The organism is Micrococcus sp. PSi08 (assembly GCF_054960655.1).
The window spans coordinates 18692-30668 of the sequence record NZ_JBHNYP010000002.1; the positions used below are offsets into that span (position 1 = coordinate 18692).

The 11977-nt window shown below is 65.4% G+C and carries 13 protein-coding genes and 1 pseudogene; 4 read left to right on the forward strand and 10 right to left on the reverse strand.

Annotated elements, in window-relative coordinates:
* Positions 1 to 12: 12 nt before the first annotated feature.
* The 4 genes from ACFI33_RS00855 to ACFI33_RS00870 all read right to left on the reverse strand — a co-directional run bounded on the left by ACFI33_RS00855 (position 13) and on the right by ACFI33_RS00870 (position 1534).
* Positions 13 to 258: a hypothetical protein gene (locus ACFI33_RS00855; RefSeq protein ID WP_078025880.1), complete on the reverse strand. Its 246-nt coding sequence runs from the start codon at positions 256 to 258 to the stop codon at positions 13 to 15.
* 192 nt (positions 259 to 450) lie between these two features.
* Complete coding sequence (locus ACFI33_RS00860) at positions 451 to 1017, reverse strand: mismatch-specific DNA-glycosylase (protein WP_036340854.1); 567 nt, start codon at positions 1015 to 1017, stop codon at positions 451 to 453.
* A gap of 1 nt (position 1018) precedes the next feature.
* The gene (locus ACFI33_RS00865; RefSeq protein ID WP_041103932.1) at positions 1019 to 1273 is read right to left on the reverse strand and encodes a Txe/YoeB family addiction module toxin; all 255 of its coding nucleotides are present in this window, start codon (positions 1271 to 1273) and stop codon (positions 1019 to 1021) included.
* A complete protein-coding gene (locus ACFI33_RS00870) occupies positions 1274 to 1534 on the reverse strand; it encodes a type II toxin-antitoxin system Phd/YefM family antitoxin (RefSeq protein WP_036340860.1) in 261 nt (86 codons plus the stop codon). It lies immediately after the preceding gene.
* A 185-nt stretch (positions 1535 to 1719) separates the two neighbouring features.
* On the opposite strand from ACFI33_RS00870, the gene ACFI33_RS00875 reads away from it, so the two are divergent.
* From ACFI33_RS00875 to ACFI33_RS00890, 4 genes and pseudogenes are all read left to right on the forward strand, one after another.
* Positions 1720 to 3123, forward strand: coding sequence for a GntP family permease (locus ACFI33_RS00875; RefSeq protein WP_127434983.1), 1404 nt, complete (start codon positions 1720 to 1722; stop codon positions 3121 to 3123).
* Between the two features lie 29 nt (positions 3124 to 3152).
* Positions 3153 to 4007, forward strand: a complete 855-nt coding sequence (locus ACFI33_RS00880; RefSeq protein ID WP_236649688.1) for a glycerate kinase — start codon at positions 3153 to 3155, stop codon at positions 4005 to 4007.
* The gene (locus tag ACFI33_RS00885; RefSeq protein WP_255420484.1) at positions 3943 to 4308 is read left to right on the forward strand and encodes a glycerate kinase; all 366 of its coding nucleotides are present in this window, start codon (positions 3943 to 3945) and stop codon (positions 4306 to 4308) included. The genes ACFI33_RS00880 and ACFI33_RS00885 overlap by 65 nt, the downstream gene beginning before the upstream one ends.
* 1 nt (position 4309) lies before the next feature.
* Positions 4310 to 4726 (forward strand): annotated as a pseudogene (locus ACFI33_RS00890) (protein kinase family protein); the annotation flags it as partial.
* A gap of 1120 nt (positions 4727 to 5846) precedes the next feature.
* On the opposite strand, the gene ACFI33_RS00895 reads toward ACFI33_RS00890, so the two are convergent.
* From ACFI33_RS00895 to ACFI33_RS00920, 6 genes are all read right to left on the reverse strand, one after another.
* Positions 5847 to 6740 carry a hypothetical protein gene (locus ACFI33_RS00895; protein ID WP_127434981.1) on the reverse strand — a complete coding sequence of 298 codons (894 nt, stop codon included), beginning with the start codon at positions 6738 to 6740 and terminating at the stop codon, positions 5847 to 5849.
* A gap of 82 nt (positions 6741 to 6822) precedes the next feature.
* On the reverse strand, positions 6823 to 7944 hold the full coding sequence (locus tag ACFI33_RS00900; RefSeq protein ID WP_127434980.1) for a helix-turn-helix domain-containing protein: 1122 nt from the start codon (positions 7942 to 7944) through the stop codon (positions 6823 to 6825).
* The gene (locus ACFI33_RS00905; protein WP_127434979.1) at positions 7937 to 8617 is read right to left on the reverse strand and encodes a hypothetical protein; all 681 of its coding nucleotides are present in this window, start codon (positions 8615 to 8617) and stop codon (positions 7937 to 7939) included. Before ACFI33_RS00905 ends, ACFI33_RS00900 begins: the two co-directional genes overlap by 8 nt.
* Before the next feature lie 94 nt (positions 8618 to 8711).
* Entirely contained in the window at positions 8712 to 9617 is a 906-nt protein-coding gene (locus ACFI33_RS00910; RefSeq protein WP_127434978.1) for an Abi family protein, read from the reverse strand.
* A 516-nt stretch (positions 9618 to 10133) separates the two neighbouring features.
* Entirely contained in the window at positions 10134 to 10871 is a 738-nt protein-coding gene (locus ACFI33_RS00915) for a class I SAM-dependent methyltransferase (protein WP_127434977.1), read from the reverse strand.
* A complete protein-coding gene (locus ACFI33_RS00920; protein ID WP_127434976.1) occupies positions 10868 to 11479 on the reverse strand; it encodes a hypothetical protein in 612 nt (203 codons plus the stop codon). Before ACFI33_RS00920 ends, ACFI33_RS00915 begins: the two co-directional genes overlap by 4 nt.
* Positions 11480 to 11977: the final 498 nt, after the last annotated feature.

The window sequence follows — 11977 nt, forward strand, 5'->3', positions numbered from 1 at the left end:
GGGCCTGAGGCGTCAGCGCGGCCGGCTGATCGTGAAGTCCAGCGAGTTCTCGCCGACGGCGCGGCACAGCAGCGCGCTGTCGCCGATCAGGAGCGTCTGCCCCGCTCCGCAGGAGTAGGTGCCCCCCTCGGTGCCGCCGGCGGAGAAGGTGGCCGTCCCCTCATCGCTCGCCGTCTCGAGCCGGAATCGCTCGCCGACGCTGCCGAGGATCGGCCCGGAGACGGGGAAGGGCAGGTCCTGGAACGCGTTGCCTGACACGGAGATCCCGCAGCTGCGCACGGTGGTATCTGTGGAGCACGTCGAGGTCCACGTCTACGTCTGGCAGCGCCCGAGGGCCGCGGCGCTCAGGCCGAGGCCCACGAGCGAGATGGTGACTCGTGTGCGCACGGCGCCCACCCGATCGGAGATCCCAGCGGGCGTCCAGCGCGGCCGCAGGGACGGCGGGTGCACTCAGTCCACGAGCCCCGCCGCGGCACCGGCCGCGCGGTAATCCGCGGCGAGCGAGTCCAGGGTGGCGTGAGCGTTGAGCCCGCTGGGGTTCGGCGCCACGAACAGCCGCGTGCCCGGCCACGGCGTCTGCTGCTCCCCCAGCGCCGCCTTCGGACGTCCGAAGGCCTGCCGGTAGGCCGTCACCCCCAACACGGCGACGACGGCCGGCGCATGCGCTGCCACGAGCGCGTCCAGGCGGGCGGGGGCGGCGGCGAGATCCTCCGCGGTGAGCTCGTCGGCGCGGGCGGTGGCACGCGGGACGAGGTTGGAGATCCCGATGCCGCGGGCGTGCAGCTCGGCGAGGTCCTCGGCCTTGTAGCCGTCGGAGGCGTCGACCAGGTGTCGGGTGAGCCCGGCGCGGTGCAGGGCCGGGTAGAAGCGGTTGCCGCGGCGGGCGAAGTGCGCACCGGTGGCGGCGCTCCACAGGCCGGGGTTGATGCCGATGAACAGCAGCCGCAGCGGGTCCGGCAGCAGGTCGGGGACGGTGCGGTCGCGGAACTGCTGGAGCTCGGCCTGGGTGAAGCGCATGTCAGTAGTGATACCTCGCCTGGAGGATGATCAGGTCCTCGCCGTCGACGAGGTAGACGAGCCTGTGCTCCTCCGTGATGCGTCGGGACCATGCCCCGGGCGCGCCGTACTTCAGCTGCTCGGGCTTGCCGATCCCGTCGAAGGGATCACGCAGGGCGGCGTCGATGAGGGTGTTGATCCGCTTGAGGACCTTGCGGTCCGTGGTCTGCCAGTGCGTGTAGTCCTCCCAGGCCGAGCGGTCCCACACGAGGCGCACTCAGGCGTCCCCGTCCATGCGGTCCAGAGCGTGCTCCTCGACGCTCCCTGCGCGGGCGCGCTCGTAGGCGTCCAGCAGCCGGCGGGCGTTGGCCGGGGAGCGGAACAGGTAGGCGGTCTCCTGCCAGGCGGCGTACTCGTCCGCGGGCATGAGGACGGCATTCCCCTTGCGGGAGACGATCTCTACGGCGTCGCGGTCCGCATTCACTCGCTCGATGAGCGGGAACAGGGTCTTGCGGGCTTCACTGGCGCTGATGGACATGCTGGCCTCCTCGGGTGCGATGTGGTACTTGCTTATGGTACCAGTCGGTGAGGTGGAACTCAGGAGGCACCCTGCGGGATGCAGAGGGCCATTGAGACGGCCGAACCCTGTTCGTCAGAACATCGCCGCTGAAGTCCCATCGGTCCTACTCCGGCTGGAATCCCCTGCCGCACAAAGGACTTCCGATGACTGGAATACCGTTTCTGCTCGTCTTTATCCTCGCCGTCGCCCTGATGATCGTCATGATCTCCAAATGGAAGATCCACCCCTTCCTCTCGATCATGGTCGTCGCCTTCGCCCTGGGGATCATCGGTGGGATCCCGCTGGTGAAGTCGACCGGCGCCGAAGGGGAAGCGCCCGTCAAGGGCATCGCCGACGTGATCGGGGAGGGATTCTCCGGGATCTTCACATCGATCGGCATCGTCATCATCCTGGGCACGCTCATCGGACTCATCTTGGAGCGCACCGGCGGTGCCTTCAGGATCGCCGACGCGCTCGTACGGGTCGTCGGTAAGCGCTACCCCGTCCTGGCGATGCAGCTCATGGGCTGGGTGGTCTCCATCCCCGTGTTCTGCGACTCCGGATTCGTCATTCTCAACCCCATCCGTAAGGCCCTGGCCCGTCGCACCGGGGTGTCACCCGTGGCGATGACCGTGGCCCTGGCGGCAGGCCTGTACACCTCGCACGTCTTCATCCCACCGACCCCGGGGCCCATCGCAGCCGCCCAGAACCTCGGCATCGGCGACTACCTTCTGTTGGTGATCGGCCTCGGCGTCCTCGTCTCGATCCCCGCACTCCTCGTCGCGTACCTGTACGCCCTCTACATCGGCAAGAGGGTGAGCTCCCTTGAGGAGACCGGCACGGAGGACGCGGATGAGCTCGAGGCGGCCTACGACGCGCTTCGCCGGTCCTACGGGCGGATGCCTGGGACCGCTGCGTCCTTCGCGCCCATCATCGCCCCCATCCTGCTCATGGCTCTCGGCTCGCTCGCATCCGTCCTGAAGTGGACCGGCCCCGCGGGTGACTTCGCCCGATTCCTCGGCACGCCGATGATCGCGCTCGCCGTCGGAACCCTCTGCGCAGTCGGCCTGCTGTTCAGCGTGCGCCGTGGCGAGACGTTCTACGACCTGACAGAGGAGACCCTCCGGGTCGTCGGCCCCATTCTGTTCATCACGGCGGCCGGCGGTGTGCTGGGGCGCGTCATCGCCGCCACCGACCTCGTCACCTTCATCGAGAGCAACGCTGCACAGTTGTCGGTCATCGGACTGTTCTTCCCCTTCCTCGTCTCCGCCGTCCTGAAGACCGCGCAGGGCTCCTCCACCGTGGCACTCACGACCACGTCGGCCATGGTCTTCCCGATGATGCCTGCATTGGGTTTCGAGACCCCGGTGGCCAGCGCGCTCGTGGTCATGGCCATTGCGGCCGGCGCCATGACCGTCTCCCACGCCAACGACTCGTACTTCTGGGTGGTCACCAACTTCAGCGGCATGACGCCCTCGCAGGGTTACCGTACCCAGACGATGGTCACGCTCCTGCTGGGACTCACCTCCATCGTGTTCATCTGGCTCCTCGGCCTCGTCCTCGTCTGACCCCGTCACCTGACTTAGGAGATCCACGCGTGCAGCGCATCATCGTCATCCCAGACTCGTTCAAGGGGGCCCTGTCGTCGCGGGAGGCGGGCTCCGCGATCGCGACGGGTCTCGCGTCGGTCACCGACGCCGAGGTCCTCGTGGTGCCCATCGCCGACGGCGGGGAGGGCACCGTCGAGGCCTTCGTGGCTGCCGCAGGGGGCGCCTTGCGATCCGCGACCGTCTGCGGGGTGTTCTACGGCGAACGCGTGCCTGTCCACTACGGACTGATCGACCCGGACGTGGCGGTGGTGGAGACCGCCTCATGTGCCGGGCTCCCGCTCGCCTCCGGACGCGAGGACACGGGGCGGGCCACGACGTTCGGGGTCGGCGAGCAGATCCTCGACGCGGTGTCCGCTGGCGCGCGCAGAGTCATCGTCGGGGCCGGCGGGAGCGCCATGACGGACGGCGGCACGGGCGCTGCCGCGGCCCTCGGCGTCCGGTTCCTCGACGCCGCAGGTGAGGAGTTCGTCCCGGCCGGCGACACCCTCACCCGGATTGCGCGGATCGACTCCACCCCGGCACGAGACCGGCTCCGCGACGTCGACGTGGAGGTGATGTGCGACATCAGCAACCCCCTCACGGGACCGCAGGGTGCAGCCCACGTGTTCGGCCCCCAGAAGGGGGCGGATCCTGCATCAGTGGCGAGCCTGGACACCGGACTGGTCCATCTCGCGGGTGTCGTCGAGCGGGACCTCGGGGTCGCGATCGATGCGCTCCCCGGTTCGGGAGCGGCGGGGGGGTCTCGCCGGTGGCTTGCACGCCTTCATCGGAGCCACCTTGAAGCCAGGTATCGATGTCGTCCTCGAGACGGCGGGTTTCCACGACCTCGTGAAGACAACTGACCTCGTCATCACCGGGGAGGGGCGCATTGACGGCCAGTCCTTGGCCGGGAAAGTGCCGATCGGTGTGGCTCAGGCCGTGCGCGCAGCCGACCGTGCGATCCCGGTGATCGTCCTCGCCGGATCCGTGGGACAGGACGCGGACGCCCTCTACGACGAGGGCATCACCGCGATCGTGCCCATTGGCCGCGGGCCCCAGGACTTGGCGACAGCGATCCGCCGTACGGCAGAGGACCTGACCGCGACCGCCCGCGACGTCGGGCGGCTGGTGATGGCCTGCTCCCCCACCGGGCTCACACGTTGAGGAGGGTGAGGACGGGGACGGGAATCGGCTCGTCCTGGCCCACGGGGACTCGGCGGCGCTGCGCCGGATGGCGGTGTTCGACGTGCTCGTCAACAATGCTGACCGCAAGGGCGCCCACATCCTCGCCATGCCCGATGGTCACCGCTACGGCGTGGACCACGGTCTGGCCTTCCATGTGGAGGGCAAGTTGCGCATGGTCCTGTGGGGATGGCTGGCCGAGAAGCTGACCGAGGAGAAGCGCGACGGCGTCGCCCGGGTCCTCGACGGGCTCGACGGCGAGCCGGGGCGTCAGCTCGCCGGGCTGCTGAGCGCCTCGGAGATCGCGGCCCTCACCGAGCACTGCACCCGGTTGCTCGACGACGGGATCTTCCCCGCCCCGGGCGGGCTGACGCCGGCCGTGCCCTGGCCGCTGTTTTGACAGGCCACCTTCGGCGCCGGTCCGGCCCAGCGAGACAACGTAATACCTCCCCACCCCGCCCGAGGTAGGCGATCCCGCAGGTACGTCCCCGGTCACCCCCCACCTTATGCACAAGTCCGACGACTTTCTCCCTCTAAGTTTGAGCCCATGAAACGCGATCAGGACAAGCCTCGACCCCTGCTGCACCGAGGCATTTTCCACGATCACAACGCCCATACCGTAGGCACACCAGAGCATGCCGCGTTTCCGCCTATTGACCGCTTGCACTAGAGGCTTAAACTTTCACAAGGACCATTGGGTTTATATTCATCTTTAACCCTCCGGGCGCGACAGAAGTGTCTCCAGGTGGCGACCTAACTCATCGCTCAAGACGTCCAGAAGCGACTTCTTGGGAGCCAGAAGACCCCTCTGCTGAAGTTTCGCATTGAGCCACTTTACAAGGTCTTTGCCATACACCTGCTCCGGCTTCGGGCCACTCCCCTCCGGCCAGAGATCGTCCGTAATAGGCCCCCCACCATCGGCGTTCAATGTCCTGCTTGCAACCTGACGCTTTCTGCGAAACTTATCGCGCAGTTCGTCTACACGCTCCTCGATAGTCGAGTCAATCAGGGAAGTGGCTTCCTCCGCGGTCACGCCCGTTACCTTTGACACATGCGCGGACGTGGCGAAATATGACTCCGTATCGCAGAGCGGGGGACTGAAAACCTCGATTCCACGCGAAGTATGCGGCTGGCCCCATTGGTCAACCTCAATATCAGTTAAAAAGTCTCGGTCACGATGGATGATCACCCTCGGGGCAGACGAGAGCAACATAGATATCTCTTTAAAAACTTCAGCCTTAGTCGAATTATCCAATCCATTGGATGAGGCGAGCGTCACCCTGCTTTCGTCAAGAAACGCTAAGCATTTTGCCGGCTTACGTGTCGCTCATCAGCCCAGGCCCAATCTCGTCGATTCCAGTATTGACATTGACAGGAGTGGACCCGGATTCTTCGGCTTCACTGCATCTTCTCGAGAGACAGTTCGGTGGGCATACCCCAAGTTTACTGCGTGAACCTGGAGTGAGACAATGCATCACTCGTTGAACCGGAACTCCACCACGTCACCACGGTTAGGAACGTCAGGTTCGGACTGTTGCCCTCGTCTCCCTGGCGTTTCCCGAGGCGTCGGTCCACGTGACCAGGCAATCGACTGCGTCTGGCGACCCCATGGCGAGCAGCAGAGGGAACCGTGCTTCCTGACCTGGCGGGATGGTACCGAGCGGACCTTCCTCACGATACACGTGGAACATCGCATTCTCCGGCAGGTCCAGGAACTGGAAGTCCACGTCGGACGCCGGTCCCCGCGAGGTGTTGTGAAGCACGAGCGACCAGTGCCGCTGGGTCTTCAGCCGACCCTTGTTGTCCGTCTTCACGCTCTCGCGAACCTCGGCTCGCGGCCACACGCCTTCCGAGGGGTCCGGCCCTGCCGGTTCCTCATCCTTAGAGGCGTCGACGGACTGTTGGAACTGCGCAGTAGCCCTGCTCAAGAAGTTGTTGAGGTGGCTAATGAGGTCGCCCTCGTTGGCATACTCGAAGACGAGGGCTGTCTTACGCAGGTCAGTCAGGTACGCGGTCAGGCGCTTCCGCTCTTCAAGGGCTGAACCACCGAGAGGCGGTCTGGCGGACGCATTCACCAGTACCGCCACCGACTTGCCAGCCTGAACGAGGACCTTGATCTCTTCAGCCGTACCCGAATCTGCCTCACCGGTCGGAGTGCCCAGGCGGTCGTAGAAGAGAGCGACAGCAAAGTCCGCCTCCTCAACGATCTGGTCGTTGAGGATGGCCTGAGGGCGGTCCCCGAACTCGGCGACCGCGTGCTCGGTCCAGGACACGGGTAGCACGGTGAGGCCGACGACGCGGCCGAGGTTGAGGTTCCACTGGCTGATCGTCTTGCGGATGGCCGCCATGTCCTGGACGGGCACGTCTCCCGGTGCCGAGATGAGCAGGTGGAGCGCAAGGGTGGGATAGGCCATCGATGAAGGTCCTTCGTTGGTTGGTGATGAGAGACAAAGCCGTGCCTGGGCAGGTCAGCCCCCACCCGGCGGGACCGGAGGGTCAGTCACTGCCGACGAGGCGGAGCACTGGGCGCTCGTCGGCATCGCCCAGCAGGTCGCGCACCAGGTAGGGGCTGATCTTCAACGCTTCGGCAAGCGCCGGCACGGGCGCTCCGTGGTCACCGGCGAGGTCAGCGGCCTTTCTCAGCAGCGTTGGCACCTCGCCGGGATAGGCGCTGGTCGGGTCGGCCTTGGAGTCGTAGACAGCCGACAGCCGCTGGTAGGCACGCCGTGCCGAGGACTCGGTGGTGCGCCCGCGCTCGACCATCCGACGTATCAAAGAGGTCGTTGAGACCCCCCATGTCCTGCCGAGGCGGTCGAGGGCAGCGAGATCGAGCCGCTGCGGCAGGGCTGCGTCCATGGACGCAGCCGGAGTGAGGAACGCGGCAGCGAACTCGTCCGCCTCCTTCTCCATGGCAGCGCTGTGCTCGCCGATGTCGACATGCAGCAGCAGGTGCCCGATCTCGTGCGCGATCGAAAACCGATGCCTGAACACGTTCTCAGTCCGACGCGGGGTGGTGATGATGATCGGCCGGTCGACGATGACGACGGAGAAGGCATCGACGGTGTCGATCTCGGCGAGGGGTCGCACGGCGACCACGATGCCTCGGGACTCGGCCGTGGCGACCAGGTGCTTAACCGGACCATCGGGCAGACCCCAATGCCGGCGCAAGATGGCAGCAGCTTCAGCAGGCGTGGTACCGGCAGGGGCGGCCGGGAGGTCGACCTCCGGGAGCTTCACGTGCCGTTCCAGCGCGAACGTCAGCTCCCACACCAGCGTCGCCGTGGCCAGCGCCTTCTGACGGTCGCTCACCTTGGCCGCCCGCAGGCTCCGGAAGTGCGCGTTAATGGTGTCGATGCGCGCCAGGGGACGTCCGACGCCGAAGAATCCAGGACGGACGTCGAGCGCCTTCGCCAGGCGGTCGAGGACATCGGGTCGCGGCGAGTTGACGCCGGCCTCGTACTGACCGATTGCAGCGGCGGACACGCCCACCTCAGCGGCCAGATCGGTCTTGGTCACAGAGCGGCGGACGCGAGCCTGGGTCAGCCTCGCCGGCTCGAAGCGTCCGTGCGTCTGCCCGGAGCCCGAGACGTCGAACAGGCTGGGAGTGTCATTACGCATCCGGGTCTACGCCTTCCTGCTCTCGCGGCTCGATACCAGGCGGCACCGGGGTGCCGCTGTCGAACGACTCGCCAGCCGATGCCGCGTCTGCCTCGACGAGCTCCGGCTCCCACATGGCTTCCTGGCCGTGGCGCTTGACCTTGCCGGTCTTCTCGTCGAGTTCGGCGACGGCCCATTCGATCGACTGCAGCTGCCGGGGAGAGGAGTGGACGATGACGAGCACCACCGGCATCACTTCGCCGGCGGCTCGCACCACGCGCTCGAGCCCGGGCTGGCCGGACTCATCGGGCGCGTCTCCGATGACGGGATCGAACAAGGTCGGGTCGGGCGGCTGAGCAGAGAAGCCGTTCTTCTTCGTCAGACTCGACGCGAAGTCACCGGGGTCAGCCGAGTCCGGGATGCGCCAGACGTAGATCAAGCTGTCGTTGACGACGGGGAGCTTGTATCCCGCCGGTCGAAGCTTGTGCGACTGGAAGCCCTTGTCAACGAGCGCCTCATTGGCATCGGCGAGCAGATCGCGCCACTGGCTGCCGAAGTCGATCGCGTATCGCGACTCCGACACCAGGTGTGCCTCGGCAAACCTGCCGTGCACAGAGCGAACGACCTCGACGAGCAAATCACGGACGCCGGACGCGTGACTGCCAAGTGCCTCGGCAGGCGAGTGCGGAACCATCGTGTACCTCCTGAATCCGCGTCCAGAGCCGCGGATTCGGCAAGGACAGCAACTTCAGTATGGCACACGATTCACGCACGAGCGCTTCAGCAGATCACCTCGGCGTGTCCCGTGCGTGGTCGCGAGGACTCTGGGGCCTGGCCAGGCCCTGCATGAACTCCGAGGCCCGGTCGTGCTCAGCCGCGAGCTTCGGGAGCAGAGGGTTGGCGACACCGCCGCGGGCAGCCATGTCGTCGAGAGAGGCGATGACGTCGAGCACGGACCTAGGCTCGAACTGCCCGGCTTCCCTCTTGGCCTTCTTTCTCACGTTGTTCGGGGTCGGGCCGGCGTCGATCACGGAGTGGTGCCACAGCCTGCTGTGGTGGGCGCACCGGTTGCGCAGGTAGACCAGGGCCTTCACCCGGTAGGCGAAGCCAGCCTTGGCGACGCCGATGCTCGTGGCAACGGAGTCGGCCAGCGTGCCGCCGGCTCCTCGCTCGATCACCTTCGACAGGGTGCCGAACGACCAGGCCTCGACGGCCGACCACACGGGCAGTTCGCTGAAGTCAGCGCGGTCGCCGCAAGCGCCCCGGTAGCGCAGGATGTGGCGGTCCCGGCTGCGCTCGATGTCGCGTAGGCACGCCTCGACGGTCGGCTCCCGGTCGCCGACGTCGGTGTAGAAGTCCTGCTCGAGGTACCGGCCGTAGGGACCGTGCTCGTCGGCGATGACCCGGGCGGTGTGCGATCGGAGCATGAGCTCGACGCGGGCCAGCGGCCGGACGAGCGCGATGCGCAGCGCCTCGTCGGCGTCGTAGACGGCACGGATCTCCTCGAACATGCAGCCTGGCCGGAAGCCGTCGTCGCCGAGGTGAGGGGCCTTCTGGAAGTACCGGGCGTAGCCGGAGAAGCGATAGTAGTTCGCCGCTGCGAGGAAAAGTGCGCACTCGGCGGCATCAGGGACGGCCAGGCCCCGGCTAATCATGAGGGTTACCTGCTCGTCCCAGGACAGCGATGGCTTCATGCAGGACCCCGGAAAGAAAGAGGCCCCTCCCATTTGAGCTTCTGCGAGAGGCTTGGGAGGGGGTCGATTGGCCTCAGTGTAGCAGACGCGGCCCACAGCCACCATCGAGCGACGAGCACTGCCTGGCAAGTCAGTGCCCCGGACTGCTGACATCTCGACTGCTGGCACACGTTAGAGCGCGAACCTCCACTCCACCACATCGCCACGGCTGGAGAACATCACGAAACGCTGGCGACATCTTCCTCTGAGCAGCCCGCGCGGGCCAGTCGGCAGCTCGGCGGTACGCTCAGTGGCTGGCAGACGGGAGCTGGAACGAGGTCAGCCGGCTGCTTTCACAGAGTGACGGCGACAGCATGTCCAGCGCTGACTCAACGCCGTGAGCTCCTCAGCTGCCGGCATCAGAGTTTTGAGACATGGCGGTTTATTAGTCGCCGTGCAACCGTTGGCAAGGCTCACCGTAATGAGTGCCACGGCGCGATCACAACCCCTCGTGCCCGCTCCATTACGGGAGCCATGTCACGGCAGCACCGAGGCTTCGATGCCAATGAACCGCGGATAGGGGAACTTCTCGATGCTTTCCGGTCCCCGCAGCTCTTCGAACGCGGTCACTGTTAGCCCGTGCTGACGGAATGAACGCAGGTACATCTCGATTGGCCGGTGCACGTGAGTTGCCACCAGCCCGTAGGACTGCGAGCTCGTCCTGAATGGGGTTTCAACCACCTTCTCATCGAGGTAACTGAACCCGTCACTGCCGGCATACTCCCAGTAAATTGGCCAGAAGGCCGGGTGAGCAATAGTCGAGAGCACTACTCCACCGCGCGCGAGCGCCGCAAGGGCACCGACGATCCCATCCAGATCAAGCGCGTCCATGAGGACCATGTTCGCCACAGCCAAGTCGAACCGTGCATCGGAGCTTCGGCGCACCCATTCTTCAGCGGTCGCGACCTCGAATCGCGTCACATCATCGTGAGCGCGAGCCAGTCCAATGCTCACGGCGCTCGGATCGATCCCCAGCGTTTCACTAGACCTGATCGCCAGCTTCGATGTGAGCCGCCCCGTCCCACACCCGACGTCGACTATGCGCTTCGCAGTTGAACGATCGACCCGCCCGAGAATCCACGGTTCGAGGACGCGCTCGTACGACGTGTCCTGATGCAGTGCGACCTGACGGTCACGGATCGGGGCGATTGAATCCCATTCGCGAACGATGTCAGCCTCGTCCTTGTGATCGTAGAACTTCACGGGCTCAGTCACCTTGCCCCCTTCTCTGCAAGACGGCGGGCCATGTCAATCAAGTCCTTTGCCATGTTCAGCGTCGGGTCGTCACTGGAGTGGAATTCCCGGATCATGTGCGCGCCTTTGCGCCCATATCCGACAGCCACCCATGCGTCAGCCCTGTTCGAGTTAACGACTGTGAATCTACTCCGAAGCCGGAACGTTTCGTCACCGTAATAGCGCGCCTCCGCGCCGGCCGCCACGAGCTCACGGCTCATCTCGTTTTCTCTCGGCATCACCAGCACCAGGGATCGCTCTGCCGCCTTCTTCATGAGCATCTCGTACGCTTCGCCTGACACCCAGCTCAGATCGTTGGATGAAACGACGCACTGCCCATCGAACCTCGTGAGATTCGCCATGTACTTCTGGATGCGTTCGTTGCGTTTCTTTCCCTTGTACGCAATGGGCCGCGACCGCACGGCAGTGATCACTTCCCACAGAGCTAGCGAGATGGCGACCGCCACGACAACCACGACCAGGATGACCTTCCAGGGTGTCATGAGCAGTTCTCGCAAAGAGCCAGCCAACAGCACTGTCAGCACGATCGAGGCAACCGCTGAGAGTTGCGCGAGGATGGTCCTAATCACGAGCTAATGCTATAGCCACGGCGATGTCCTACTATGCCGAACGGCGGATCCTGGCGCTAGTTCCCTGGCGCTGGCGCGAGCTACCATCCACATTCGGATCGTGGAACACAGAAGCCAGGCGGCACCGCCAGTGAATGGCAGACGGAAGCCGGGACGAGATCCTCCGACTGCTCTCACGGGGTGAAGGGAGACGGTTAGTTCAGCGCCGACACAACGCCGTGAGCTCCTCGGGTGTCGGGATCCGAATATTGAGACAGGCCGATTTTTGAGTCAGCAAGTCGGTCCGGCAGTACAGCTTCCCGTGAATACAAGTCACACCTCGAGGAGTGTCAGGGCGTCCAAGCGCACCGATCGTGTAGCACAGTCGCGACATCCATCCGGTCGAGTTTCATGGATGGGACCGAGCCGCCACGTGCCCAAGAACAACCGCAGCCTGGGCTACAGCCGCTCCTGACCGCACTAAAACGTTAGATCGGAACGCGAGTCTTGATCTTAGGT